General features: G+C 64.9%; 22 protein-coding genes, 4 tRNA genes and 2 pseudogenes. 14 read left to right on the forward strand and 14 right to left on the reverse strand.

What is annotated here, in order from left to right; genetic code table 11:
• Positions 1 to 83 precede the first annotated feature (83 nt).
• The 4 genes from ACLMAJ_RS27625 (at position 84) to ACLMAJ_RS27640 (ending at position 4029) form a co-directional block, all read left to right on the forward strand.
• A complete protein-coding gene (locus tag ACLMAJ_RS27625; RefSeq protein ID WP_412016769.1) occupies positions 84 to 998 on the forward strand; it encodes a LysR family transcriptional regulator in 915 nt (304 codons plus the stop codon).
• A 157-nt stretch (positions 999 to 1155) separates the two neighbouring features.
• Entirely contained in the window at positions 1156 to 2292 is a 1137-nt protein-coding gene (locus ACLMAJ_RS27630; protein WP_412016770.1) for a polyprenyl synthetase family protein, read from the forward strand.
• Positions 2293 to 2304: 12 nt separating this feature from the next.
• Complete coding sequence (locus ACLMAJ_RS27635; protein WP_412016771.1) at positions 2305 to 2946, forward strand: biliverdin-producing heme oxygenase; 642 nt, start codon at positions 2305 to 2307, stop codon at positions 2944 to 2946.
• 207 nt (positions 2947 to 3153) lie between these two features.
• A complete protein-coding gene (locus ACLMAJ_RS27640; RefSeq protein ID WP_412016772.1) occupies positions 3154 to 4029 on the forward strand; it encodes a geranyl diphosphate 2-C-methyltransferase in 876 nt (291 codons plus the stop codon).
• Positions 4030 to 4072: 43 nt separating this feature from the next.
• On the opposite strand, the gene ACLMAJ_RS27645 is transcribed toward ACLMAJ_RS27640, so the two are convergent.
• From ACLMAJ_RS27645 to ACLMAJ_RS27680, 8 genes are all read right to left on the reverse strand, one after another.
• Positions 4073 to 5266: a TetR/AcrR family transcriptional regulator gene (locus ACLMAJ_RS27645; RefSeq protein ID WP_412016773.1), complete on the reverse strand. Its 1194-nt coding sequence runs from the start codon at positions 5264 to 5266 to the stop codon at positions 4073 to 4075.
• 107 nt (positions 5267 to 5373) lie between these two features.
• Positions 5374 to 6204 carry an SDR family NAD(P)-dependent oxidoreductase gene (locus ACLMAJ_RS27650; RefSeq protein ID WP_412016774.1) on the reverse strand — a complete coding sequence of 277 codons (831 nt, stop codon included), beginning with the start codon at positions 6202 to 6204 and terminating at the stop codon, positions 5374 to 5376.
• A 13-nt stretch (positions 6205 to 6217) separates the two neighbouring features.
• On the reverse strand, positions 6218 to 6634 hold the full coding sequence (locus tag ACLMAJ_RS27655) for a MaoC family dehydratase (protein ID WP_412016775.1): 417 nt from the start codon (positions 6632 to 6634) through the stop codon (positions 6218 to 6220).
• Positions 6631 to 7089 (reverse strand): MaoC family dehydratase N-terminal domain-containing protein, encoded by a 459-nt coding sequence (locus ACLMAJ_RS27660; protein WP_412016776.1) that lies wholly within the window; start codon positions 7087 to 7089, stop codon positions 6631 to 6633. The genes ACLMAJ_RS27655 and ACLMAJ_RS27660 overlap by 4 nt, the downstream gene beginning before the upstream one ends.
• A 4-nt stretch (positions 7090 to 7093) precedes the next feature.
• Positions 7094 to 8281, reverse strand: coding sequence for a lipid-transfer protein (locus ACLMAJ_RS27665; RefSeq protein WP_412016777.1), 1188 nt, complete (start codon positions 8279 to 8281; stop codon positions 7094 to 7096).
• 228 nt (positions 8282 to 8509) lie between these two features.
• Positions 8510 to 10282 carry an MOSC domain-containing protein gene (locus tag ACLMAJ_RS27670; RefSeq protein ID WP_412016891.1) on the reverse strand — a complete coding sequence of 591 codons (1773 nt, stop codon included), beginning with the start codon at positions 10280 to 10282 and terminating at the stop codon, positions 8510 to 8512.
• A 145-nt stretch (positions 10283 to 10427) separates the two neighbouring features.
• On the reverse strand, positions 10428 to 11294 hold the full coding sequence (locus ACLMAJ_RS27675; protein WP_412016778.1) for an alpha/beta fold hydrolase: 867 nt from the start codon (positions 11292 to 11294) through the stop codon (positions 10428 to 10430).
• Positions 11295 to 11534: 240 nt separating this feature from the next.
• Complete coding sequence (locus tag ACLMAJ_RS27680) at positions 11535 to 13019, reverse strand: FAD-binding oxidoreductase (RefSeq protein WP_412016779.1); 1485 nt, start codon at positions 13017 to 13019, stop codon at positions 11535 to 11537.
• Positions 13020 to 13266: 247 nt separating this feature from the next.
• Between ACLMAJ_RS27680 and ACLMAJ_RS27685 the strand changes: the two genes are divergently transcribed.
• The 3 genes and pseudogenes from ACLMAJ_RS27685 (at position 13267) to ACLMAJ_RS27695 (ending at position 14791) form a co-directional block, all read left to right on the forward strand.
• The gene (locus tag ACLMAJ_RS27685) at positions 13267 to 13941 is read left to right on the forward strand and encodes an alpha/beta fold hydrolase (RefSeq protein WP_412016780.1); all 675 of its coding nucleotides are present in this window, start codon (positions 13267 to 13269) and stop codon (positions 13939 to 13941) included.
• Between the two features lie 158 nt (positions 13942 to 14099).
• Positions 14100 to 14153 (forward strand): annotated as a pseudogene (locus ACLMAJ_RS27690) (hypothetical protein); the annotation flags it as partial.
• Positions 14154 to 14452: 299 nt separating this feature from the next.
• Entirely contained in the window at positions 14453 to 14791 is a 339-nt protein-coding gene (locus ACLMAJ_RS27695; RefSeq protein WP_412016781.1) for a hypothetical protein, read from the forward strand.
• Between the two features lie 243 nt (positions 14792 to 15034).
• Here ACLMAJ_RS27695 and ACLMAJ_RS27700 read toward each other — a convergent pair whose 3' ends face one another.
• From ACLMAJ_RS27700 to ACLMAJ_RS27715, 4 genes are all read right to left on the reverse strand, one after another.
• Positions 15035 to 15919: a hypothetical protein gene (locus ACLMAJ_RS27700; RefSeq protein ID WP_412016782.1), complete on the reverse strand. Its 885-nt coding sequence runs from the start codon at positions 15917 to 15919 to the stop codon at positions 15035 to 15037.
• A 445-nt stretch (positions 15920 to 16364) separates the two neighbouring features.
• Positions 16365 to 16721 carry a hypothetical protein gene (locus tag ACLMAJ_RS27705; RefSeq protein WP_412016783.1) on the reverse strand — a complete coding sequence of 119 codons (357 nt, stop codon included), beginning with the start codon at positions 16719 to 16721 and terminating at the stop codon, positions 16365 to 16367.
• A gap of 1866 nt (positions 16722 to 18587) precedes the next feature.
• Positions 18588 to 18854 (reverse strand): hypothetical protein, encoded by a 267-nt coding sequence (locus ACLMAJ_RS27710; protein WP_412016784.1) that lies wholly within the window; start codon positions 18852 to 18854, stop codon positions 18588 to 18590.
• A 58-nt stretch (positions 18855 to 18912) separates the two neighbouring features.
• Positions 18913 to 18987: transfer RNA gene (locus ACLMAJ_RS27715), tRNA-Val, on the reverse strand.
• Positions 18988 to 19408: 421 nt separating this feature from the next.
• On the opposite strand from ACLMAJ_RS27715, the gene ACLMAJ_RS27720 reads away from it, so the two are divergent.
• The 3 genes from ACLMAJ_RS27720 (at position 19409) to ACLMAJ_RS27730 (ending at position 19676) form a co-directional block, all read left to right on the forward strand.
• Positions 19409 to 19480 (forward strand) — tRNA-Gly (locus tag ACLMAJ_RS27720).
• Between the two features lie 49 nt (positions 19481 to 19529).
• Positions 19530 to 19600 (forward strand) — tRNA-Cys (locus ACLMAJ_RS27725).
• 1 nt (position 19601) lies between these two features.
• Positions 19602 to 19676 (forward strand) — tRNA-Val (locus ACLMAJ_RS27730).
• Positions 19677 to 19892: 216 nt separating this feature from the next.
• On the opposite strand, the gene ACLMAJ_RS27735 is transcribed toward ACLMAJ_RS27730, so the two are convergent.
• Positions 19893 to 20519: an HD domain-containing protein gene (locus ACLMAJ_RS27735; RefSeq protein WP_412016785.1), complete on the reverse strand. Its 627-nt coding sequence runs from the start codon at positions 20517 to 20519 to the stop codon at positions 19893 to 19895.
• Positions 20520 to 20695: 176 nt separating this feature from the next.
• Here ACLMAJ_RS27735 and ACLMAJ_RS27740 point away from each other — a divergent pair, with 176 nt between their 5' ends.
• The 3 genes and pseudogenes from ACLMAJ_RS27740 (at position 20696) to ACLMAJ_RS27750 (ending at position 22751) form a co-directional block, all read left to right on the forward strand.
• Positions 20696 to 21685, forward strand: a complete 990-nt coding sequence (locus ACLMAJ_RS27740) for an NADP-dependent oxidoreductase (protein WP_412016786.1) — start codon at positions 20696 to 20698, stop codon at positions 21683 to 21685.
• Positions 21673 to 21844: pseudogene (locus tag ACLMAJ_RS27745) on the forward strand (IS481 family transposase); the annotation flags it as partial. The gene ACLMAJ_RS27740 and the pseudogene ACLMAJ_RS27745, both read left to right, overlap by 13 nt.
• 454 nt (positions 21845 to 22298) lie before the next feature.
• Positions 22299 to 22751: a winged helix-turn-helix transcriptional regulator gene (locus ACLMAJ_RS27750; RefSeq protein ID WP_412016787.1), complete on the forward strand. Its 453-nt coding sequence runs from the start codon at positions 22299 to 22301 to the stop codon at positions 22749 to 22751.
• 29 nt (positions 22752 to 22780) lie between these two features.
• Here ACLMAJ_RS27750 and ACLMAJ_RS27755 read toward each other — a convergent pair whose 3' ends face one another.
• Complete coding sequence (locus ACLMAJ_RS27755; RefSeq protein ID WP_412016788.1) at positions 22781 to 23698, reverse strand: TIGR03564 family F420-dependent LLM class oxidoreductase; 918 nt, start codon at positions 23696 to 23698, stop codon at positions 22781 to 22783.
• Positions 23699 to 24056: 358 nt separating this feature from the next.
• Between ACLMAJ_RS27755 and ACLMAJ_RS27760 the strand changes: the two genes are divergently transcribed.
• Entirely contained in the window at positions 24057 to 25265 is a 1209-nt protein-coding gene (locus tag ACLMAJ_RS27760) for a sigma factor-like helix-turn-helix DNA-binding protein (RefSeq protein ID WP_412016892.1), read from the forward strand.
• Positions 25266 to 25286: the final 21 nt, after the last annotated feature.

Consider the following 25286-nt stretch of genomic DNA (forward strand, 5'->3'; position numbering starts at 1 on the left):
TCGACGGTAGGGCCGATTCGAGCGCCATGTCTAGTTCACAATTCCGGCTGTGCTGTTCGGTAAAACCGGACAACAATGCAGTCATGCTCAACCCATGGCGACTGCGCCTGCTCAGCCAGCTCGACACCCTCGGCACCGTCCGGGCCGTCGCGAAGGCGGCGAATATGAGCGCGTCCAGCGTGTCCCAGCAACTCGCGGTGCTCGAGGCGGAAACGCGCACCCAACTGCTGGAACGCACGGGACGTCGAGTCCGACTGACCCCCGCGGGCCTGATCCTGGCTCGTCGCGCCCGCGCGATCCTCGACCAGATGGCGACCGTCGAAACGGAGCTGCGCAGCCTCGGTGACGAACCATTCGGACTGATCCGGCTCGGCGCCTTCCAGAGCGCGATCCACTCCCTGTGCGTGCCCGCGGTAACCAGGCTCGCTCACACCAATCCCCACCTCGAGGTCGAACTACTCGAGCTGGAACCGCACGAGAGCATGCCCGCCCTGCGGGTCGGCGACGCCGACATCATCATCACGACAACCGATTTCGTCGAACAGCCGTTAGGTCCCGATATCGATATCGTCCCGCTGGCAACCGATCCCATCGTCCTGGTCCTGCCGCCCGCGCACACCGCGCGTGGCCCCGTCGACCTGGCCGCCCACGCCGACGCGGCCTGGGCCTTCGATATACCGAAGTCCTATATGGCGAATCTGGCGACCCGGCTATGCCGCGAATCGGGTTTCGAACCCCGAATCGTCTGCCGCTTCAGCAACTACCTGATGACGCTGCAACATGTGGAAGCGGGGCTTTCGATTGCCCTGCTCCCCGGCCTCGCGGTCGACCCGCGCTATCGAGTCACGACCCGCGAACTCACCACGCCGGTCACCCGGACCATCACAGCGGTAATCCGACGCGGCGCACCCCCGCGCGCCGCCGTAACCACCGTCCTCGACGCCCTGCGCCGCCAGAGCGATCAGCTACCGCCGGGCACCACGACACCGGTTTCCTAGGCGATGTCCTCGGACAGCCGTCCGTCAGCTGAGCTAGGAGTCGACTTGCACAGTGCTTCCTGGAAGGACTACGCACCAGCTTCATGAGAGGCGCAATAGATTAGGGCACGGTAGGGTCAGGGCCGCCGACGCGAAGTCGTCCGAAAGCGAGGCCACTGTGACCGCACCTGCTAGTGCTTCTCCCGTACTCGACGCAGTGCGCGCCGACTCCGAACTTCTGGAATCCGACCTGGCCCAGTTTTTGGCCGAATTACCCACCGCGACAAGACGAGTAGCGGGTGCCACAGACGGCCCCACGGCAATATGGGAAGCGCTGCGGCTAGCCTTTCACACCCCGCTCGCCGACGCGCTCGGCTCCAAGGTCGGCCAAGAGGCGCTGCGCCCGGCGGGTGGGCAGGCACTGCGGCCGTCAATTACCTATTGGGTGTACCGCAACTATCGTGGCTTCACCGACCTGGCCGAATCCGCGGCGGATCTTGCTGCCATCCGACGGGTGGCAGTCGCAGTGCGGATCCTGCTGAAAGCCTCCGTGGTGCTCGATGACATCCAGGACGGCAGCGCAATCCGCTACGGAGAACCCGCACTACACGCTGACCATGGCATTCCGTTGGCTTTGAACACCGGGTTTTCCATGGTGCTTGCGGCACTGCGACATGCCGCGCACCCGGGCGCGGTGCAATACCTGGAGCAGGCCCTCGAAGGCGGGTTCATCGGCCAAGCGCTGGACATATCGACCCGATTGCCGCAGATGCGCAGCGAAGTCATGGCAGGCAGCTCTACCGACCGGACCCGATTTTGGGAAACAGTGGCGACGATGAAAACCGCCACATTGTTCTGGATGCCGTTGAACGCCGCGGCAATCACGCTCGACGTACCGGAGGACGAACGCGCCGAGCTGCACGACGCGATGCGCACCATCGGCTTGGCCAGCCAACTGTTCAATGACCTCACCGACTTCGTGCCGGAATTCAGCCCAGGTAACACCTATGAGGACTTCGATGGGATCACCAATCGCGTGTACTTGACGTTGCTGGACACTGCTCCGGAGTTGCTCGACGTCGCACCAGAGCTCACCGGGACCCGACTGCGTGAGTTCGTACTCGGCCACGAGCAGCTCGGCGCAACCATCGTGCAACTGGCCGAACAGTCCGTTGAGCTGAAGCAATCGGCCAAGGAGCGTGTCCATCGGTTATGTCGCACATCGGACAGCGCGGCATATTACGATCTGACCATTGACCGAAAGGGTCATGTCATCGAACGTTTGCGCGACGCCGTCCGCGCCCGGTATGCGTGAGCGAGGCCCGGTATGACCGACACCATCATGCAGCGATTGCGGACTGAAACCCGCACCTGGCATGAAGCGCTGGAGGCGACAGCATTCAGCTCGGCGCTGTTGAACCGCACCTTGCCGCTCGAACGCTATGTCGCTCAGCTCGCCGCGTATCGAATCGTATTGGAAACCTTGGAAACTCAACTCGCGGAGTCCGCCGATCCCACAATTGTCGCGGTATGGCGCGGTGAGCTCGCGAAAACGCACCTGGTGGAACTCGATTTGGAGTTCTTCGATACCGTCCCCAATACCGCTATTCCAGTTGAAACCTTGGATGTAGCACAGGGTTTCGCAAGCTCCATCCGTCATCACGGCTCGGTAGACCCCGCATCGCTGCTGGGATTTCTCTACGTGATGGAGGGTTCGACGCTGGGCGGCCTGGAACTCGCCCCGCATGTACGCGCCACCTTCGAGTTGGAAGGCAGCCGAGGTATGGCCTACTACAGCAGCGGTGATCGCGCCCGATGGGCACAGTTCGGGGCCAGGATGAACGCGGCACCGACTGGTCGAGCCACCCAGGACAGCATGCTCACAACCGCCGATATCGGCTACCGGTGGATCGCGGACACTATCGCCACGTTATCTCGCGACGACCAACCGGATTCGGCGCTGCGCTGAGCACTCGCTACCCGACTGTCGTTTCCCAACTACGCTCCGCCGGCTGCGTTTTCGCCGAAGTCGAAGCTCGATCACCGCTCGACGAAGTCGGCGACGCCGGCAGCTGACGCAACTGGACAGCGCGCCGAATCGGCTGTGAACCACTAGAACAGATACTGGGCGCCTCCACGACACGACAGCAAGGCTCGATACCGATAACCTCACGTCATGCTCGAGAAGACAGTCACGAATTCGGCCCCGGCAAACTCGGTATTCGATGACGCATACCAACACCAGGTCGCCGACTGGTGGAACAACCGCCGCAATGACGCGGTTAACCTCGCCCTCGGTGATATCGACAAGTTCTACCACCACCACTGCGGTATCGGTGCGATCGACGAGGCCGTGCTCGCCGAGCCCCCGGAGACCCGGGAGCAGGCCATCATCGCCGAACTTCATCGGCTGGAAACCGCCCAGGCCAACTACCTGCTCGACCACCTCGGCCCGCTCACCCGAGCCGACCGTGTGCTGGACGCGGGCTCGGGCCGGGGCGGACTGTCGTTCATGGCCAACCTTCGGTTCGGCTGCGGGGTGGACGGCGTCTCGATTTCGCAGTACCAGGTCGACTTCGCCACCGAACAGGCCGAAGAACGCGAAGTAGCCGACCAGGTCCATTTCTGGTTTCGCAACATGCTGCACACCGAGTTCGAAGACCAGAGCATGCAGGCAATCTGGAACAACGAGTCCACGATGTACGTAGATCTCGACGATCTGTTCCGCGAATTCTCGCGGCTGCTCCGACCCGGTGGCCGCTATGTATGTATTACCGGTTGCTACAACGACATACTCGGTCCCAAGTCCCCCGCGATGGCCTATATCGACGGCCACTACCATTGCGACTTCCACTCACGCAGCGACTACTTCCGGGCGATGGCCGCCAACAACCTGACACCGATCAAGGTCATCGACCTCAGCCTCGAAATGATCCCGTACTGGGAGTTGCGTGCGCAGTCATCCGTGGCCACCGGGATCGAGAGTTACTTCCTGTCCGCCCTCCGTGACCGCGCAGCCCAATACCTGCTTATTGTCGCCGACCGCGTCTGACCGGCGCGATACTCCGGGCACAGCATCGCGCACTGAATTCCACTCAGTCCTGGGCGATGGCCAGTAGTCGCGCACCGATCACGACGACCGCCGATTCAACCGCCGGGTCCGTGCGGAACTGCGGTGTCAGGGAGATCTCGTTGACGATGGTCTGCGCGGCTTGGACGCGGATGCGGGCGCTGCTCAGGTCCCAGGTCGGGTGCACCTGACCGGCCAGGTGCACCCATTCGGCGATGTAGGAGCGCTGGGCGGCCCGTCCGCGATCGCGGACGGCGTCGGGCAGGTGCACCGACTCGGAAATAAGTAGCTGAATCAGGTGGGGGTTCTCGAACACGAACTCTGCGTAGCTGCGAAGCAGTCTGCGTAGGGCGTCGCACGGGTCGTTTGCCTGCGCGAACGCGCGGTTCATGCCCATCCGCAGCCATTCATCGCCGCGGAACATGGCGGCTGTCAGGATGTCGGTCTTGGCCGGGAAATGGTTGTAGACGCTGGGCCCGGTGATGCCGGCGGTCGCCCCGATATCGTCCATGCTCACGCCCGCGAAACCGTTGCGGGCGAACAGTTTCGCGGCCTCGACCAGAATGGTCTCGCGCCTGGACCCGGTAAGCACGGCCGCAACGGTGTCGAGGTGGCTCGTCATCGGATCGGCCAAGGCGATCGGAGCATCGATGGTCGCTGTGATGAGTTCGCCGAGCAGGTTGTTGAACCCGGGTTCGGGCAATGACAAACTGTGGAACGAGGCGCTGATGCCGACGGCCAGCGCGGACCGCGCCAGCAAATCGGCTTCGGCGACGCCGAGGGCGGGTCGGCGTTCGCGGATCAGGTCGATGAGCCGCGTGACGATGCGATCGGTGACCAATCGCAATTGGGCGCGGTTATCGGCGGACAGATGGCGCGCCTCGCGCCGCCACAGCACCCCGATGCCGCGGTGTTCGAGAGCGAACGCGGCGAGCCGTACCCCCACGTCGCTCGAGGAGGCGGCCGCCAGCGTCACATCGACCGCTTCGAGCGCATTCCCGACCACCGTGGCCAGCAGATCCTGCTTACCGCGAAAATGTCGATACAGCGCGGAGGGACCGATTGCCACCGCCCTGGCGACCTCACCCATCCCGACCGTGGCGTAGCCCTTGCGGTAAAACAGATCCGCCGCCGCCCGCACGATCAGCTCACGCCGATTCGCCGGTCGAGTGCCACGGGCCGGACTGATCAGCGCCTGTCCGTCCGGCTCGTGCGCCATATCGTTCGTCTCCAGTCATGGTGGTTCGCCGCCACAGTCGGCGGTCGATCACCGCACTCGTCTACCTCATGGTTGTTCAGGAGCGGCCGAACAGCCGGACACCCGTTCTAGATGTTGAAGCCGCCGCCGCAAATGAGAGTCTGCGCGCTGATGTAGTCGGATTCGGGAGTGCAGAACAGGTAGACCGCGCCGGCGGCCTCCGTCGGGGTGCCCGCGCGACCCAGCGGGATCATCTGCTCCATGGCTGCCAGCAGATTCGGGTTGACGCCGACCTTCAGCTTCTTGCCCTCGATATCGATAGTGCTGTCACCGCCGGCCGCGGCCTCGGTGAGGCGGGTCTTGATGAAGCCGAACGCCACGGTGTTGACGGTGACGTTGTAGCGTCCCCATTCCTTGGCGATGGTCTTGGTCAGGCCGGTGATGCCTGCCTTGGCCGCGGAGTAGTTCGCCTGTCCCGCATTGCCTCCGGTGCCCGCTATCGAGGAGATGTTGACGACTTTGCGGCAGGGGATCGGCTCCCCCGCCTCTTTCGCCTTCTTCACCCGCGCGGCGATGACGGGCTGGGCGGCGCGCAGAATTCGGAAGGGGGCCTTGAGATGGACGTCGATGATCGCGTCCCACTGCTCGTCGGTCATCTTCTGGATCACCGAATCCCAGGTGTAGCCGGCGTTGTTGACGATGATGTCGAGTCCATCGAACGAGTCGACGGCGGTCTGCACGAAGCGTTCCGCGAAGCCCTCCTCGGTAACGCTGCCCACGCACGAGACCGCGGTGCCGCCCGCGGCTTCGATCGCGGCGACGGTTTCCCCGGCGGGTTCGGCATCGAGATCGTTCACCACGACCTTCGCACCTTCGGCGGCGAACTTCAGTGCGATTTCACGACCGATACCACGACCGGAGCCGGAGACAATTGCTACCTTGCTATCGAGAGTTCCCATGAGAGACGACCTTTCAGTCCTGGAGTGCGACGACGGCGTCGCCGGTGAGGGTCACGGTGCCGTCGGCGAGCGTGACGGTGAGTTCGAGGGTGGCACGGCGTTCGCCGTCGACCTCCTCGATCGAGATGACTTTGCCGGTGGCTGTGGGCTTTGCGAGCACGGGGGTAATAGCGGCGAACCGCACGCGGTAGGACCGAATCGCCTGCGGGTCGACCCAATCGGTGAGCAATCGGCCGAGGTAGGCCATCGAGAGCATGCCGTGGGCGAACACGTCGTCGAGTCCGGCGGACTTGGCGACATCGATATCGATGTGCATCGGATTGTGATCACCCGACGCTCCCGCGAACAGAGCGAGCGTGGTGCGGGAGATGGTCCGAATCTTCAAGGGCGGCAGCTCGGTTCCGACCTCGACCGCTTGCCGGGTGATCAATTGCCTACCTCCGGATTACGCACGACGAGAACGGATTTCAGCTCGGCAACCAGTTCACCGTCGGCGCGGGTAATCCTGGAGGTCTTCTCGAGGAAATCGAGCGCCCCACCCTTCTTGCTGTACACCTTCCCGATGGTCGGGGTCGAGGTGAGCACGTCACCGGCCACCGCCGTCGAGTGATAGGTGAAGGACTGCTCGCCGTGCAGCACCCGGCGCAGATCGACACCGAGTTCCGCCAACCAGCCGAAGGAGCCCGGAGTCTCGAGTTCGATGCCGAACAGGAACGTCGGGGGCACAGGAAGATTGGCGTACCCCGCCGCCCGCGCCGCCGCGAGATCGGTGAAGATCGGGTTCGTCTCGCCGATGGCCGTGGCGAAGAACCGCAGCCGTCCGGCGTCGACGGCGAGGGTGCTCGGCGGCAATTGCTTGCCGATCACGCTGGGATCCAAGGGCATTGGTTCAGCTCACCTTCTCGTACAGGGTCACCACGGCCGCGCCGCCGAGTCCGATATTGTGCTGGAGAGCCACTTTGAGCTCACCCGCGACCTGCCGCGCCTGCGCCTGCCCGCGCAGCTGCCACACCAGTTCCGCGCACTGCGCCAGACCGGTCGCACCGAGCGGATGCCCCTTGGACAACAGGCCGCCGGACGGATTGGTGACCACCCGGCCGCCATAGGTGTTGTCGCCGTCATTGATGAACTTCTCCGCGGTGCCCTCCGGGGTCAGGCCGATGGCCTCATAGGTGAGCAGTTCGTTGGCGGTGAAGCAGTCATGCAGTTCGACCACGCGGATATCGGTCGGCGCGACACCCGAGGCCTCGTAGATCTGTTGCGCCGCAGCCTTGCTCATGTCGTAGCCGACGATCTTGGCCATATCCTTCTCGGTGAAGGTGGACGGGAAGTCGGTCGCCATGGCCTGGGCCTTGATGACCACCGACGCGTCGATGCCATTGGCCTTGGCGAACTCCTCGCTGACCAGCACGGCCGCGGCCGCGCCACAGGTGGGCGGACAGCATTGCAGCCGGGTGAGCGGACCGTAGATGTGCGGCGAGGCAAGAACTTCCTCGACCGTCACCGGATCCTTGAACACCGCGTACGGGTTATTGGCGGCGTGCTTGCGCGATTTCACCGAGATCTTCGCGAAGGTCTCCGGCACGGTGCCGTACTTTTGCATGTACTGCCGACCCGCGCCGCCGAACATCTGCGCCGCGAACGGCGCTTCGGTCCGCTCCTGGATCTGATCCATCACCTCATTGAAGCGATCGAACGGCGTGGGCCGGTCGGTGTAGCCCATGGCCAGCGCACCGCGCTGCATCTGTTCGAAGCCCACGGCAAGGGCCACATCCACCGCGCCGGACTCGACGGCCTGCCGAGCCAGGAACAGGGCCGAGGAGCCGGTCGAACAGTTGTTGTTGACGTTGATCACCGGAATACCGGTTTGGCCGAGGCCGTAGACAACGGCTTGGCCGCATGTCGAGTCGCCGTAGACGTACCCGGCATAGGCCTGCTGGACCTTCGAGTACTCGACCCCGGCATCGGTCAGCGCCGCTCTGGCGGCCTTGGTGCCCATCAGGTCGTATGTCTCGGTTCGGCTGGGCGTGGTGAAGGGAATCATTCCCACACCTGCCACCACCACCCGTCCACTCATACCAATCTCCCAGATTGAGTAACTATCAGTGATTCACTTAGTGAACACGTCATGGTGGTATTGCACAAGCACAGGTTCCAGTTTCCGTACATATACGGGCAAACGCAAAGGATACCGCCCCTTGAGGCCACTTCTATGATCGCTGTTACGCTATTATGTATTCACATACCGCATTTCGCGTGACGTTGGGTAACCAACTAACGGCGGCACCGGGGAGTGTCGGTCGCGTTACAGGTCCAGGACGACCCCTTCGGTGGGTTTGGAGCAGCAGATGAGGATGTTGCCGTCGGCGGGCGGTTCGATGGGGTCGGGCGCGTAGGCGACAGCACCGGAAATGAGGGCGAGTTCGCAGGTGTGGCAGACGCCGGTGCGGCACGACCACTGGACAGGGACGTCGCAGGCTTCGGCGAGTTCGAGCAGGGACTCCTGGGCGTCGTTCCAAGGGACGTTGAGGCCGCTGCGGGCGAAGGAGACCTCAGGTCCCGTGCCGGGTGAGCCCGCGGGCTGGTGGGGTGCGACCGCCGTCGACAAGCCCTTGATCCCGGGGGTGAGCGAGCCGCCGGCGCCGAAGATCTCGGTGTGGACGCGGGAGGCCTCCAGCCCAGTATCGACGAGCGCGGCGGTGACGCTGTCCATGAAGGCCGCGGGCCCGCACACGTAGGCGTCGGCGTCGGTCGGCAAGCCGAGCCCGTGGATTCGCTCGGCCGACAGACGGCTCGCCCTCGCATAGTCCACGCCCAGGCGGTCGGTGGCGGTCGGCCTGCTGTAGTAGATGGTGGACCGCGTGTTGCGGAGGGTAGCGATCAGCTCGCGGCTCTCCTGGGCGAAGGGGTGCTCGGTGCCGTCCCGTGCGCCGTGCAGCCACCACACCTCGCGGCTGGAGTGCTCGCGGGCGAGGGTGTGCAGCATGGCCAACACGGGAGTGACGCCGATCCCGGCCGACAGCAGTAGCACCGGATCGTCGCCCTGTGCCAGACAAAAGGTGCCGCGGGGCGCGGCGGCCTGCACCCGGTCGCCGACGCGGGAGTGGGCGCGCAGCTCGTTGCTGGCGGCACCGTGCGGTTCGACCTTCACGCTGATCCGGTATGTGCCGGTGCCCGGCTCACCGGACAGCGAGTAGCTGCGGATCAGCGGTGGCACGTCGCCCTCGGGCTGGACCTTCACGGTGAGGAACTGGCCCGGCAGCGCGGCCGGCAGCGCGGAGCCGTCCGCGGCTGCCAAGTGCAAAGAGAACACACTGCGGCTTTCGGACCGGATGCCTGTGACGGTCAGCGGCCGGAAGCCCGCCCATCCGGGCGGCGCGGCGGTGGCCGCGGTGCTCAGTCCCGCGCTGCCCGAGGAATCACCGCCCTCGCCGCCGGACTGCTCCAGGAGGGTCCGCATGGAGCCCTGCCAGCCGGGACTGAGCGCGGGGATCCGCAAGGCCCGCTCGACCTGCTCGCGAGTGTGGCCGGGCAGGTAGAGCACCCGGTCGATCTCCTCGACGGTCATCGCCTCTGGCCCAGTGGAAACCTTGACGATCTCCTGCCCGGCCTCGACCTCGCCCTCCTCGATCACCCGAAGGTAGAAGCCGGGGCGGTGGTGGGCCACAAGCAGTGCCGCCATCCGCGGCTCGCCCATCCGCAGCCCCACCCGGTAGCAGGTCACCCTGGGCTGGGTGACCTCGAAGAGCGCGTCGCCGATGCGATAGCGGTCCCCGATACACACTTCCTCGTCGGACAGACCGTCGACGGTGAAGTTCTCACCGAACTGGCCGGGGGCCAGGTCGTCGCGCCTCAGCTCCTTCGCCCAGAAACGGTACGAGTCGAGCTGATAGACCAGTACGGCCCGCTGCTCACCGCCGTGCCCGCCCAGGTCCCCCTGGCCGTCTCCGTCGATGTTCAGCTGCCGCACCATCCGCGGCCCGGTCACGGTCTGTTTGTAGACGCCGGTGTGCACGGTCTTGCCATGCCAGGGAACGTCTTTCGGCATCCCGACATTCACTGCGGTCAACGTGGCCACCACGCCACCTCTCCTTCGGCGCCTCCCATGCCCGCTCCGACGGGGAAGCACGTTGCATCAGCTTCTCGGCTGCCTGGACCGTGCCGTGACCCGTTCCCGCTTCGCCGTCATGCGCACACGGTCAGGTGCGCGAGTGTCGCAACCTTCATGTGAGGACGCGTCCGAGGAACCCGTGGATGTACCCGCTGATGGCGTCCAGGTGCGTCTCCAGGGCGAAGTGCCCGGCAGGCAGCAGATGGACTTCCGCCTCCGTCAGGTCACGGGAGAATGCCCGTGCGCCGTCCGGCCCGAAGATCTCGTCCCGTTCGCCCCAAACCGCGAGCAGGGGCACCTGGCTGGTGCGGAAGTACTCCTGCAGCTTCGGGTAGCCGTCGATGTTCGTTGGGTAGTCGCGGAACAGCGCCAGCTGGATCTCGTCGTTGCCGGGCCGTTCCAGCAGGAGCTGATCGAGGGTCCAGGTGTCGGGGCTGACCAGGCTGGCATCGGTGGCACCGTTCTCGTACTGCCAACGGGTCGTACTGGGGCTGAACTTGGCCCGCGCGCCCGGTTCCGTGTCGCGGCCGGGATTGGCGGCATACGCAAACAGGTCATCCCAGAAGGGCTTGACGAAGCCTTCCATGTAGGCGTTGCCGCTTTGCGAGATGATCGCGCTGACGTCGAAGGAAGGGTCGAGGGCCAGGCGCCAGCCGATCGGTGCTCCGTAGTCGTGCACATAGATGGCGAAGCGATCGACGCCCAGATGATCGAGCAGTCCGGCGGTGACGCCGGCGAGGTTGTCGAAGGTGTAGTCGAAAGCGTCGACCTTTGGCATGGCGGAGTGGCCATATCCGATGTGGTCGGTTGCGATCACGTGATAGTCGTCGGCGAGCGCGGGGATGAGATGGCGGAACATGTGCGAACTGCTCGGGAATCCGTGCAGCAGCAGCACGACCGGTGCGTCGTTGGGGCCGGCCTCGCGGTAGAAGACCTCTTGACCCTTGATGGTTGCCGTGTTGTGTCGGGTCGGGAGCACATCGACCTCCGGGTGCCGGTTCGGCGGAGAAGTGCGTCAAATCCGCCCGCGTACAACCCGGTTGGATGCGGTGAAGCTCAGGGCGGTCGCCGCGGAGGCTCGGGAACATTTTTCCCTGGGCGGCATCAGGCCTCGCGACAGATGGCGCCGGGTGCCACTTACCACGCTAGACCCGACCCGTAGCGAGGGCAACGCAGAAGAAAACCGATAACGCCTCGTGGAGACCTTATTACGGCGACGTTACGCGGGCGGGATGCTCTGCTCGTACTGGAAGACGTTGTGGGGGTCGTACTTCGCCTTGATCCTGCGCAACCGCTCGAACCGCCGGCTCCCCCAGTAGGCGGTCTGCCACTCTTGCATTCCGACGTTCGGCACGTTGACATAGGCGCCGTCCGCGTAGGGCCGCAGCGCCTGGCTGAACTCAGCGGTCCATGCCTGGGCCTGCGAGGTCAGTGGGTCGCCGACGCCTGGTTGTGTCGAACGAGTCCCCCAGGCTGCGCCGATCTCACCATAGAAAAGCGCGTCGCGATGCGCGAACGCCGTGCCGCCGGTGGGCTCCCGCTTGATCGCCCCACCGAAGGCATCGACGAAGTAGTTGCTCTCCTCTGTGGGAGCGTTTCGCATGAAGTCGCCGATGATGTCGATCGCCTTCTTCGGGAACCGCTCTTTGACGAACTCCGAGAAGAACTTCCAGTTCGCGGGCTCCTGCGCGAGCGGGACCTGGGCTCCCGCAAAGATATCGCCCCAGTTACCGACCTGCACCGTGACATCGGGCCTGCCGACCGACAGGATCGGAGCCAGCATCTCTGTGGCCTGCGCCGCTGCCCCGTCCACAAGCCACGCGGACAGCAGGATCTGGGACTTGTGGATCTCGAGCTCGGATCCCAGACGGCTGTCAGCGGACGGTACCGTACGCTGCCACGCCTGGAAGACCCCGTACAGGTCCCCGAGTCCACCCCATGTCGCCTGCACATAGGCGAGGTGCTCGAGCGGATACACCTTATAGGTGAGTTGTGTGACGATCCCGAAGTTGCCGTTTCCCGCCCCACGGAGCGCCCAGAGCAGGTCCGAGTGGTGCTGCAAGTCCGCGTTGATCACCTCGGCGCAGTCGTGACCCGACGGGACGACGACCTCGGCCGCCATCAGGCTGTCGCAGGCCATGCCGAGCCAGCGGTTGAGGGGCCCGAGGCCACCGCCGAGCGTCGCACCACATAAGCTCACGCTGCCCTCGCTCCCGGTTGTGACCGCAAAGTTCTGCTTCGCGAGCGTCGTCACCGCTTCCAGTTGGTTCAGCCCCGCACCGACCGTCGCGATGCGAGCGCCAGGGTCGATCTGTACCGACTTCAGCTGGCTGACGTCGATTACGATGCCGTTGTCGACGTTCGACCAGCCCTCGAGGGCGTGGCGGCCGCTCCGCACCCGCAGCGCGATACCGTGCTGGCGCGCCCACGTCAGGGCGTTGACCACATCCTTGGTTTCCTGCGCGAAGGCGATGACCAGCGGATAGTGAGAAAAGAGCTGGTCCCAGCCGAGTCGCGCATCCGCGTACGACGCGTCACCAGGGCGGACGATGTGGCCGGTCAGCGCCGCGGGCGGGCATCCCGGGCTTTCACTCGGGTGGCCCGCGGCCGGCGTGTCCGCGGCCATAAGGCCCGAGACAACGACTGCTCCGACGCCAGCGGCCGCCGACGTCCTGAGCAGGTCACGGCGAGAAAGATCGCTCAAGGTCCAGATCCTCTCAATCGGGCTACGCCCGCCAGTACCCGGCTGCCAAGGGAACTCTTACCCGCCGGCCGCCGGGCAGTCCTTTGTGGTCGCCCCCCGCACGGTAACGGGGTGGCGTGGCGGTGTGTCCCGACACGCCAATCGAGGACGATGACGACACCCAAAAGGAAGTCGCGCCGGTGCGGGGTTCCCGTCATGCCCGATCGCGTTGCGATGAGTTCGGCGGCCGTGCGTCGTCTACTTCGGTATGAACGTGAAGGCGCGCAGATTTGTCTTGATCCCGGGTGCTGGCGGGGTCGGTTGGTATTGGAGCCGCGTGGCGGCCGGTCTTACCGACGCGGGCCACCGCGCAATTCCGGTCGATCTGCCTGGTGACGACGAGGGCTCGGGGCTCGCGGAATACCGCGATATCGTGCTCGAGCACGCGGTAGACGGCGACGTGATCGTGGCCCAGTCGCTCGGTGCGTTCACTGCGGGCCCGGTGTGCGAACAGATCACCCCGTCGGCACTGGTGTTCGTCAACGCGATGATTCCCATGTCCGGTGAAACGGCGGGACAGTGGTGGGACCACGTCGGATCGATCGACGCACGCAACTCGGCCGCCGACGCCAATGGCTACAGCCGCGAATTCGACCTGGAGACATACTTTCTCCACGACATCCGACCGGAGATTGCGCTCGAGGGAGAGCCGTATCAACGCCCCGAGTCCGATCGGGTCTTCGCCGAACCGTGTCCCTTCGGCGCTTGGCCGCAGGCGCCGATCCATGTCCTGGCCGGTGCTGATGACCGCTTCTTCCCAGTCGCTCTGCAGCAACGGGTCGCCCGCGAGCGGCTCGGACTCGAAGCCGACATCGTCCCCGGCGGTCACCTCGTTGCCTTGTCGAACCCGGGCGGCGTCGTCGACTACCTACTCAACCGTTGAACCGTCGGGTCACCAACCAGTAATTACGTTCCCGAGCCAGGACACCGCGCTCCTGCGGGACATCTCGCTCGAACGCGAGGCAACACTTGCGCAGGACTGATCACCACAGCACCATCCGGGTCAACACCATCACGCCCGGTCCCACCGATACCCCTGGCTTGTCGGGGCTCGCTCCCGACCCGGAGCAGGCCGCCGGTCTCGAGCAGCGACTGGCTACACAGGTGCCGCTGGGTCGGCTCGGGCGCCCGGAGGAGATCGCCGCCGCGGTGGTTTCCTCGCCTGCGAGCAGAGCAGCTTCGTCACCGGTTCCAGCCTGTACGTCGACGGCGGCTGATGGTGCTCACGAGCCGAGAACACCACCGAGACAGCCGAAGTCCCCGGCGGCGGCGTGTTCCGGTCGCGTCAAGAGGACGACGGAAGATGGTCCCCGTTCGCCGCGATTGCCCCGGATGAATCAGTGGCACATACTGGTCCTCGGGCGGCCCACGCCACTCGCGGATAAGGGGCGGTCGTGTTCGGCAAGAAGAACTGGGAATCGGCTGAGGCGACGATCGTCCTCGTGCACATCAAGCGCGTCTCCGGCGACGGCCTCACGCCCACCCGTGAGTGGGCTGCCGACGTGCGCAAGGCCGACGGAACCGTCGTGCGCGCGAAGATCGACGAGCCCCGCTGGGTCACCGATTTCTGGCCGCCTGACGCCGGTGCGGTCGTCAAGGTACAGGTCGACCCCAAGAGCGGCATCGTGCGCTTCGACACCAAGAACGACCCGCAGCTCACCATGACGGGTCAGGACAAGCTCGAGGCAGACCGGTTCGCCGCGGCCCTGGACGAGAAGCCGCCGACGACCTAGATCGGCAGCATGGCCATGTCGCGGAGACCTCCGGTCTTCCGGCGCATGCACACTCCACCCCGCTGCGATAGCTCCGGGGTGAGATGGCGCCCTCTGCCCACCATTGCCGCGTCTCGATGCGGCCATGCTTGTTGGCAACTGGTGGAGTGTACGTATTCGTATGCTGCACTATTCGTTTGGTCCGGTGGGCGCGGACTTTCGCCGCGCAAGTCGATGTCCGGCGGCTTGCTCAGCGGGGGCAGGTCAGATCGGACGGATGCCGCGCAATTGACCGTTCCAATTGGCAGCGATCAGTCCGTGGCCCTCTACTCGGGTGTGCGAACCGACCGTGATGGGATCCACGGAAAGCCGGTGGGCGATGTCATAGGCCCAGCATCGGTCGGGAACACTGCGGTCACCGACCAACTGTGTCGCCCGCTCCTCGGTCGCGCCGGGCATCGTGGAGAGATTCACGAATGCGTTGTCAGCCGAAAGGTCGTCGTGCGGTAGGCGGAAGCCTTGCTCTGCGGGATGCGGGGGGCCGAGCCGACGGTCGGCGTCTTCGCTGTCGTAGTAGCGGATGATCCGGCCGTGCTCGGCAATCGCCCAGCCGTTGACTCCTTCGAACACGTAATACCATTGTGCAGCGCCGAAGCGATGACTCAGCGCGGTGACGGCTGTCACCGGTGGTGTGGGCAGGTCTCCGAATACGAGCGTCCAACCGTCCAGGCACGGTGTGATGTACACACATTCGGTCTCCAAGGTCACGAAGGCTTCGTTGATTCGCCAGGTGGCCACCGGCATAGCATTGGCGATGCCGAGCGTCGCCAAAATGGCGGTTTGATCACCACTCCGCACAGCAAACCATGCATCGGCCCAGCACACGGGCTCCGGTGGTCGCCTCGGAGTCGTGAGTCGGATCAGCCGCTCGATCAGCACCTGATCGGCGGGCTCTACCGCTTCCCAGCCAGCGACCGCGGCCAGCGCGACGACCGCTTGTCGGCGTAACGGCGATCGGGACCGCCGAACTTCCTGAAGCACCGCAATCGCATCGGAGTTCAAATCGGTCAACGCGCGCAGCGCGTTGTACTGAACCGACTCGACAGGGTTCGCGAGCAGGGACAGTTGCGTGAGGCACGGAATCGTCACCGGGTCGAGTCCGTCGGTCGCAGGGAGGCTCCGCTTGCGGATGGTGCCGCGCAGATCACGTCTCGCAGGTGGCGACCTCGGTGGTTCGACGACGTTGTCAGCAATGTCATGTAGTACCGAGCGGATCGCTCCAGGCAACCTGTGCCGGTACTCGGCGCGCAGTGGGTTCGTAGTGAAATCAAGCACAGCAATCAAGCGCTCCACTACATCGCCTCCGGCTGCGACCAGCCTCCCCCGTGCATTCTCGCGACATTGAGGATCGTCGTCTATCAGTTGTTGAATCAGCATCGAGACCGTGGCGTTCTGGAGCACGCGTATCCACGGTAGAGATCAACCGCTGTCGACGGCCGAATAACAGTGTCACCACTGGGAAGATCCAATCAGGCCCCGAACCACCGCCGGGTGCAGCTAGATCGCGGCGACCTCCGAACGGCAGGTGCCGCCATCACTCACACAACGAGAAAGCAAGCGTCGCAATGAGAATGGGAGGAGGCCCTCTACTGATGGCGCTAAGTGAAAGTGGCCGGTCGTAACGTTGCGCCAGGCCGCCGAATGTTGCGGCAATGCAATTCAGCCTGTTTAGTCGGGACCGCGAAGGCGACGAGGCCGAGCCAAATTCCATCGTGAGTTCGCGCCAGGCGTAGAGCAGTCGGGGCACTGCTTCCGAGGTGCGACGGTCACCGATTCGGCCTGCGAGGATTCGCACCGCGGCGATCAGTTCGCGCTGACGGTTGCGGTGACGGGTCAGCAGTACGAAGCCGGTGATTCTGTAGGCGGCCGGATCCACCAAAACCACCGCCATATAGGGAAAACCACGCTCGCAAACCGAAAGGGGAGCCACACTCCAGAGAGAACGCTGGCACTCCTGTCAACACAGGAACACGTCAACACACGTCCACGTCAACATCCCAGTCAACAAATCTTGTTGACGAAAGAAGCCGCAGACCGGAAAAATACCCTCTGGCCTGCGGATTTCATGTACTACATCTGTGGGCGAAGGGGGACTTGAAACTTCCGTTCCCCGTGCTCGCACTACATTTCGGTGCAATACCCTGCGTTTAGGTGGGCAGCGGACAACGCACACAACGAGGTTGATTACCCCGAGCGCGCCGCCGAGGAATGGCAGCGCCGTGGCCGCGCTCCGCAATCGCTCAACGCTCCGTCGACAAGGCTGAGCACCGATGCCATCGACACGCTCGGGCGGCAGGCTGGGCGCGGTTGGGGTAAGGCGCTGGCGTGGCTCGACGATATCGCCGCCGCAGACCGCCGATTGACGGTCGTCCAGCATTCCGCTAGCTGTGACGACAGGCCGTAGTTGTCACCGGTGAGATCGGCGGGCCTCGGGATTCGGTGGATGCTATAGGCAATGGTTGTCACCAAATACAGGTTGTATCTGTCAAGAGCAACCTGCCAACCCGCAGTTGGCGGGCCGCGCTGATAAGCCCATACGGCTTGCCGCTACATGCGATCGCTATAGGTCGCCGCTAATCTACGGCAGGGCGGACGGTTGGAACAACGACTCTGATATTCGGCGTTTTCGTTCACGGCCGATTGTGCCAACGACATCTTTTCATTCGTGCGGTCATTGGGAAAAGCGGCGACGGTGTTGCGGTCGGCCTTGGCCCCGGACTGTGCCGGGGCATCGTCCTGGCTGGTGCCCGGTCCGGGCACGGGGGGCTGGGCAGAGACCAGGCCGGCGGCGCCGGTGAGTGAGATCGTGAGAGCGGCGAGAGCCGCGCAAAAGGTTGTGGTGTTGCGGATAATGTTGTACCTCCAGTGGTTTCGGCAACCTTTTCAACCGCTACGACAAGCTTGCGTCACCACAAGGCCCAACAATAGGTACCCGAGGGTAAACAGTCGCCCACCCTCGGGCTCGTGTTGTACAGCCCTACTCGTTCGCACCCGACAGCCGCTTACACACAAGGGGTCGCATTCACGTTAAAAATTCCGGGCTTACGCACAGCAGTCAGCGACTATGCACGAACACAGGCACCCAACCAATCGGTCGAAGAACCTGGATGGAATCGGCCGGTGACAGACACCGCCTGAATGTGACAACTAAAACCTGTCGTCACACTAGCCGCCACACATGAAGCGAAGGAGGCTGCCATAATCTTCGAATGTGAGTTCGAACAGCAACGGCTGGCGGCCACGCTACGTCCTCGGCGACGGGCGCGCGGTCGGCGACGGGGACCGTACCTACCCTCTACCCGACGGCCGCTGCGAAATACCTTCGCCCGTGTTCTGCCCCAACGGCCACCACCTCGGCCCGAACCGCGTTCTCGTCGGCTGGCAGGCATGCATGGCCGTGCCAGGCACACAAGGCCATCGGACGCACTCGTGCCGCCAGTGTCCAGCGGTCATCTACACCCCGCCGATAGGGCCGGACTGCGCGCACACCGCCTTCGATGAACGGCGCGTCGAGCCGGAGTCACCGCCGCGGTCTCCGGATGCCTAACTCGATCGCGTGCTGAGGCAGCAGCAGTCGCACCCAGGCGAGTAGTTACGCCGGAGATGCGCCGCCAACAAGGTCGGGACGTTCTGATGAGGGCCACGCCTACCGCGATTGAATTCCTACGCAAAGACGTCTCGGGTGTCTCCCAGCGATGGGACGAAATCCAGATTCGCAGCCGGGCAAAACGACTCGGCTACGACCTCTCCGAGATCGTCATGTTCGGCCGGGAAGCTGATCATCCCCTTGACCGCTTGCTGGAGGCGGTCCAGCGTATCGACGCCGCCCCAGGCGGTCGCCGACGGCGAGGGGGCGCAGCGTTTCGGGGTCGTCGTTGAATCGCGCTACCGCCGCGTCGATCACCGGAAGCGCCTGCGCCGCGGGCGTCATATCCCAACCGAGATCGGCAAGTGATTCGATAGCGCAGACTGGCGCCCTGCCAGGCTGGCACCGATCCAGCCGAGCCACCAAGTCGTGCAGCATGACGCCGATGGTCCGAACCCCTGACCAGGGCGTGTGACCTGGTCAGGGGCTTATCTAATGGTGGTCCCAGCTGGTTTCGAACCAGCGACCTTCCGCGTGTGAGGCGGACGCTCTCCCGCTGAGCTATGGGACCGAAATTTGTAGCTCGGGTGGCGCCGATGCGTCATCCGAACGAGGAGGAACATTAGCACGCACCACCGGCGGTCCACCAAATCGCCACCCCGATATCACGGGATCCCCTGCCGCACTTGCGATCGAGAGCCGTGGCGCGCGGGATCCGATGCGGCGATCGCATCACTGCGCGCAACACAACCGGGTCACGCCAGCGACCCGAAAGTCCTGGGGCGACTCCGCCCTGCCAGGCGCCCAGGCACGCCTCCTCGACAGGCTCGCCTCCGCGCAGCGTTACCCAACGCCCGCACGCCCCGCCGAACAACACCCTTGTGATTCGAATCCGCGCCCTCCTACCAGCGGATTTGTACCTTTGCGTGAACGTCGTCTAATGTTTCATCTCGCAGCACGGAGGACAGCGAGAACGCCTCCGAGGTGTAAATGCGGATGTAGCGCAGTGGTAGCGCATCACCTTGCCAAGGTGAGGGTCGCGGGTTCAAATCCCGTCATCCGCTCGAGAGGTAGGCCAGGCTTAAATTCTGTTTATGCCGTCCTCCTTTGCGCGGTGGAGTGGCCGAGTGGTGAGGCAACGGCCTGCAAAGCCGTGCACACGGGTTCGATTCCCGTCTCCACCTCGCGCGATTAGCTCAGCGGGAGAGCGCTTCCCTGACACGGAAGAGGTCACTGGTTCAATCCCAGTATCGCGCACCACCGTTTTACCAAATCAGCCCCGGTTTTCACCGGGGCTGATTTTGTTTGTGCACAACGCGTGCCCAACCACCTGTTCGCGGTCTCACAACATCCGGCTTACATCAGCGGTCGGGGGTTCGAACCCCGCCGCGCCCACCGAAGAAGTACCGGCTAGTGCCCGATTTTCGTGGGGCAACCAAGCAGTATTGGCGGGTGACGTGGGGCAGATGTCTCAACCTAGTTTTCGTCGGGCGCGTGCTCAAAACCGGCGTCGAGGGGGTTCGCGGCCATCCTGGTGGCGAGGCCGGACTGCATTGCGCGTGCGGCGGAGCTGCCGGTCTTCCGGTCGGCCTGAGCCTGGAAGCAGGCAAGGAACTCGTCGGCGAGCCCGAGCCGGGGGAACTGCTGGAGTACTTCGGCACGGAAGGCGGGGCTGAAGTCGTCGATGTTCTTCCCCACGATGTCCAATCCCGCCGCCCGCCACAGCAAGTGAGCTTCCGGATCATCGGCCACGTCCACGTCAGGCCACATATGCTTGACGATGACTTCGCCGAGGCGTTCGCGGCGCTCACTCGGCCAACCGGCGCCGGCGGCGAACACCCGGGCGACATGGCCGCCGGCCTCTTCGAAGGAGACGGTGTGGCTGTCGAACTCGGGCACCAGGCTGATGTCGTGGAACATGGCAGCCGCGAACAGCAGTTCAGCGTCGTACCGGACGCCCTGCTGCCTGCCATTGGCAGCCGCCCAGACGTAGACGCGGCGCGAGTGGTTCAGCAAGGCGGCGGAATGGTATGCGGAGGCGATCTGCAAGGCAGCCGATGAGGCGGCCGTGTCAGGAATCACGAGGTCGTCCAAAGCGACCATGATTCGACAGTACGCCGTGGAAGGCCTGTGCCGCTGGTCCATTCCGACGCCACGATCGTGGGCCATCCACTGTTGAAGGCGGCCTATCGACTACACCTCCAAGTGGCCCACCGACGACGGACCCGAGCGCATACCGTCGAAGCCCAACCAGTACAACGACTACCGGAAGGACCTTCATGCGAGCCATTACAGTCCGGGACCGCGAAGCTGGCCTCGGCGGATTGACCCTGACCGATCTGCCCCACCCTCATGCCGCGGAGAACGACGTCATCGTGCAAGTCCACGCCGCCGGCTTCACCCGCGGCGAGCTGGACTGGCCAGGGACCTGGACCGACCGCGCCGGCCGCGACCGCACCCCAAGCGTCCCCGGCCACGAACTATCGGGTGTAGTCGTCGAGCTCGGCTACGGCACCACTGGTCTCACGGTGGGGCAGCACGTCTTGGGACCGACCGACTGGGCCCGCGACGGTTCGCTCGCCGAGTACACCGCCGTAGAAGCCCGCAACCTGGCCCCGCTCCCCGCCGACGTCGACCACGTCACCGCAGCCGCTCTACCGATCTCCGGTCTGACGGCTTGGCAGGCCCTGTTCGACCACGCTCACCTGAAAACCGGCCAAACCGTCCTCATCCACGGAGTCGGTGGTGCCGTCGGCTCTGTCGCCGCACAACTGGCCCAGGAGGTAGGAGCCCACATCATCGGCACCGGCCGAGCCTCCGACCAGGACGCGGCCCGCGATCTCGGCGTCCACGAGTTCGTCGACCTGGACGGCGAACTCCTGGAGGACGTCGGCGAGGTCGACGTAGTACTCGATGTGATCGGCGGCGACATCCGCGACCGCTCCACCACGCTATTACGCCCCGGCGGCACCCTCGTCACCATCGCCGGCCCACCCACCATCCATCCCCAGGACGGCCGAGCCATCTTCTTCGTCGTTGAACCCAACGGCGAGCAACTGGCCGAATTGGCCACCCGCCTCCACGAAGGCCGGCTCATCCCCCTCGTCAATATCGTCCGCCCCTTGGCCGACGCCCCCGCTGCCTTCAGCCCCGACGGACACACCCGCGGCAGAACGATCATCAAGGTGGCGACGGACGACGCTCGCCGGTCCCGCTCGAGAGGGCGGGACACGGGTACGGCTACGAGCACACCGAACCCGGCAGGCTGATCCACGTCGACATCGAGAAACTCGGCCGGGTCCCAATCGGCGGCGGCCGGTGGGCACACGGCCGCGGCACCACGAAAGCCCCTGGCCTCCAAGCGAACCGGCCCCGGCACCGGCCGCGTCGGCCACACCTACCGACACCCCGCGCTCGATGACCGTTCATGACTGGCCTACACCGAGGCCGCCGGGCTCACCGGAACACGATGCGATCCGACTACTCGCCAGCTGGAACGCCCACACCTCGACTCGCGAAACGGCCGAGCGGTCTCCCGAGAGCTGAACTGCACCACAAGATATCGTGACTCGGGTGCAGTCATTTGGGGGCGCCCGGGCAGCGGGCCCGGCCCATGACCAGGACACGAACACTCGTCACGGATACGATCCGCCGCCAAGCACAGCGCATGGACACGACCATTGGCGTGACGGTGGGTTACCGAGTCCGAGATGATCTCCACACCGGCAGCATCGCACGAACGGTTGTTCACCACCGACCCTCGAGCCTCGCCTGGAAGGGCCTTTCTCGTGTCGTGAACTGGTGGTGCCGCCGATCAGCTCGCGGGTGGGGACCGCGAAAGGTCAAGTTTCCTAAGGGAACCCCGATTGCTAGGCTTCGGGCATGCAACGTACGGACTTCGGTGCGATGGCCTGCTCGATCGCGCGCACCCTTGATGTGATCGGCGAGCCGTGGTCACCGTTGATCCTGCGTGATGTGTGGGCCGGGTTCACCCGGTTCGAGCAGATCCAGGCCGACCTCGATATCTCGCGCAAGGTGCTGACCGAGCGGTTGAACCACCTCGTCGGGCACGGCGTACTCGAGCGAAAGGCCTATGACCGACGGCCGCGCTACGAATACATCCTGACGGAAAAGGGCGCTGAGCTGGTCGACCTGCTCATGGTCATGAAAGGCTGGGGCGACAAGTGGCGCGCGGGCGAGACAGGCCCACCCGTGCTCTACCGCCATCATGCCTGCGGCGAGATCAGCGATGTGGACCTGCGCTGTGACCACTGCGGCAAACCTATGCACGCGACCGACGTCGATCTACTACCGGGCCCCGGCGCAGCCGTGTAGCCCCAGCGACGCGGTCCGCGGCGGCAGGGTTAAAGCGCGGCCGCGACACTCCACAACTCGCGCAATGCGGCCGGATCGTCGTGCCGCGCAGGAGACAGCACCACGTCGGTGGCACCTGCGTCGCGGTATTTCGAGAGCTGCCGGGCCACTGCGTCGGCGGCACCGACAACGCCGAGGTCGGCTGCTCTCGACACGCCCTCGCGCGCGATCACCTGCTGATATGAGGGGATCGTGTCGTAGAAGCCCAACTGCTCCGACAGGGCGGCGCGGCCTGCGGCCTCATCTTCGGTCACCCGTACCGGCACGATCGCGATGATGCGTGGCTTCGGTCGGCCCGCCGCCTCGGCCGCCTTGATGATGGTGGGGGCGATGAATTCCTCGATGGTGCGAGGTCCGGCCAGGAAGGGCAGTGTGCCGTCGGCCAGTTCGCCGGTGACTTGCAGTGCGCGTGGACCCATGGCCGCGACGTACACCGGAATCGCGGTGCTGCCTGCGAGCGTGACCGGCGACTGCGGGCTCGCGGTGATCACCTGGCCGTGGAAGTCCACGGCTCCGTCGTCGAAGATGGACCGCAGGACAGTGAGGTGCTCGCGCAGCCGCTGCACGGTGTTCGCCGACGAGATACCGAAGGCGCGCCGCTCCAATACGTGCGCGCCGAGGCCGATACCCAGGCTGAAGTTCCCGTGCGAGGCCGCCTGCGCGGTCTGTGCCTGGGAGGCGACGATCAACGGATGGCGAGGATTGATCGGGACGATCGACGTCCCGACGCCCAGGCCGGGAACCGCGGCCCCGACCAGACCGGCGAGCGCGATGGCGTCGAAGTCGAACTGCTGGGCCAGCCAGATCTGCCGAACACCGGCCGCGTAAGCCTGTTGTGCTCGGCCGATGACATCGTCGACGACGTTGACGGCTGCTGGGTTCGGTGCGAGCACCACTCCGGTCGGCATGCTGGCTACAACCCCGACCTTCGACGGCGCTATTCCAGCCGATCGGCATTTACTCATGCTGATCCGAATTAGCGGTACGTGACGTGCTACCTGGCGAGCCGCCGCGCGAAACCAGCAGGGCCGCAAGCGGTCCCCATTCTTGGATCCGGCTATTGGCTGGTTCACCGGGTCCGCCGCTGCGGGCTGGAACGTCGGCGCTCATCAGACGGCTACCGCCGACGGTGGCGGGGTGAACACATCCGGTTACCGGCCGAGCTGAAGACAGTCGCGCGATCGGTGCAGCGGGGATGTCGGTGTGCGGCGTTAGGCTTTGCCACATCGAGTTGTGGAGTCGAGGTAGGGGGTTGCCGCGTTGACGATGGGTCGGGACGGTGCGGCCGATGGCGGCCAGGATGACGCGGAGTTCGAGCTGGTCGACGACATCGAGGGGGATGTGTCGTTCGGGCTGGAAGAGATCAACGAGTTGCTGGGCGAGTTGGTCGAGGAGCATGGGGATCGGCGGCGGCGGGATGCGGAGATCGTCGGGTTCCGGTTGGGAGTGAGCGGGGCGGCGCCCGAGACGTTGGCGCGCATCGGGGCGCGGTATGACTTGTCGCGGGATCGGATTCGGCAGTTGCATACCCGAGCGGTCGGGCAGATCATTCGGGAAGCGCAGCTGAGTGGGCATCGGGCCGCACGGGTGTTCGGGGCGCGGTATCCGGTGGGGACGCGCGATCCGCAGTTGGTGCGGGCATTGCTGGTGGAGACGTATGCGACGGATACCGATCTGGCCGCCAATGAGTTGTCGTATCTGAAGTTACGACTCGCGGGGCATCCGGGGGAAGACGCGCGGCGTATCGCGGGGTTCGTGATGCAGCGGATCATGGCGTGGCAGAAGAAGACCAATCGGCGGCTCACGAAGTTGCGCAATGCGGAGCCCTCGGCGACCAGCGAAGTGAACTCGTGGCTTGGGCAGGTCGATTGGCCCGGTTCGGGAGCCGCCGCTGCCCTGCCGCGCGAGTCGGCCCGGGTCGTGGACGGTGACGATGATGGGCGGGGCAGGTTCTATCTCGGCAAGGTCGGGCGCGATGTTCGGTTCGACTCCGGCCTGGAGGCGCGGCTGCTGCGGATGCTCAACGCGAGCGATCTGGTCGACACGTTCCAGGAGCAACCGAGCGCCGTCGACTACCAGGTGGACGGCGCGGATCGGGTCTACTACCCGAGCATCGTCGCCGAGTTGGCCGACAAGCGGGTCGTGTTGATCGACGTCGAACCGCTGGGACAGGTCGGCTTTCAGATCAATCGGGCGAAGTCGGCGGCGGGGCGCGCGTATGCGCACGCCAACGGATGGGGCTGGCTCGTCTGGACAGGCAGCCGCCTGGGGGTGCCGGAACTGCTCGGACGGCAGGTCGATACGGAGTCCGAGAGTCGGCTGCGCGAGTTGGTCGAGAGCGGGCCGGTGCACTGGCCCGCCATACAGCAACTGCGGACAGAGACAGGGCTCGAGCTACTCGACCTCGTCACACTGGTCCTGCGCAACGAATGGCGTTGGGACCGAGCACCGTTCCGGTTGACCGCCGGGCATTGAGGCTGCATTCGTTGATCTCGG

It is taken from the genome of Nocardia arseniciresistens (assembly GCF_046764875.1).
Taxonomy (GTDB): domain Bacteria; phylum Actinomycetota; class Actinomycetes; order Mycobacteriales; family Mycobacteriaceae; genus Nocardia; species Nocardia arseniciresistens.

Excerpts from the sequence above, each read along its gene's own strand:
- ACLMAJ_RS27625 (WP_412016769.1), top strand. The coding sequence starts at position 84 with ATGCTCAACCCATGGCGACTGCGCCTGCTCAGCCAGCTCGACACCCTC.
- ACLMAJ_RS27635 (WP_412016771.1), top strand. The coding sequence starts at position 2,305 with ATGACCGACACCATCATGCAGCGATTGCGGACTGAAACCCGCACCTGG.
- ACLMAJ_RS27640 (WP_412016772.1), top strand. The coding sequence starts at position 3,154 with ATGCTCGAGAAGACAGTCACGAATTCGGCCCCGGCAAACTCGGTATTC.
- ACLMAJ_RS27645 (WP_412016773.1), bottom strand. The coding sequence starts at position 5,266 with ATGGCGCACGAGCCGGACGGACAGGCGCTGATCAGTCCGGCCCGTGGC.
- ACLMAJ_RS27650 (WP_412016774.1), bottom strand. The coding sequence starts at position 6,204 with ATGGGAACTCTCGATAGCAAGGTAGCAATTGTCTCCGGCTCCGGTCGT.
- ACLMAJ_RS27660 (WP_412016776.1), bottom strand. The coding sequence starts at position 7,089 with ATGCCCTTGGATCCCAGCGTGATCGGCAAGCAATTGCCGCCGAGCACC.
- ACLMAJ_RS27665 (WP_412016777.1), bottom strand. The coding sequence starts at position 8,281 with ATGAGTGGACGGGTGGTGGTGGCAGGTGTGGGAATGATTCCCTTCACC.
- ACLMAJ_RS27685 (WP_412016780.1), top strand. The coding sequence starts at position 13,267 with ATGAACGTGAAGGCGCGCAGATTTGTCTTGATCCCGGGTGCTGGCGGG.
- ACLMAJ_RS27705 (WP_412016783.1), bottom strand. The coding sequence starts at position 16,721 with ATGGCGGTGGTTTTGGTGGATCCGGCCGCCTACAGAATCACCGGCTTC.
- ACLMAJ_RS27710 (WP_412016784.1), bottom strand. The coding sequence starts at position 18,854 with ATGCTGCACGACTTGGTGGCTCGGCTGGATCGGTGCCAGCCTGGCAGG.
- ACLMAJ_RS27735 (WP_412016785.1), bottom strand. The coding sequence starts at position 20,519 with ATGGTCGCTTTGGACGACCTCGTGATTCCTGACACGGCCGCCTCATCG.
- ACLMAJ_RS27740 (WP_412016786.1), top strand. The coding sequence starts at position 20,696 with ATGCGAGCCATTACAGTCCGGGACCGCGAAGCTGGCCTCGGCGGATTG.
- ACLMAJ_RS27750 (WP_412016787.1), top strand. The coding sequence starts at position 22,299 with ATGCAACGTACGGACTTCGGTGCGATGGCCTGCTCGATCGCGCGCACC.
- ACLMAJ_RS27755 (WP_412016788.1), bottom strand. The coding sequence starts at position 23,698 with ATGCCGACCGGAGTGGTGCTCGCACCGAACCCAGCAGCCGTCAACGTC.
- ACLMAJ_RS27760 (WP_412016892.1), top strand. The coding sequence starts at position 24,057 with ATGGGTCGGGACGGTGCGGCCGATGGCGGCCAGGATGACGCGGAGTTC.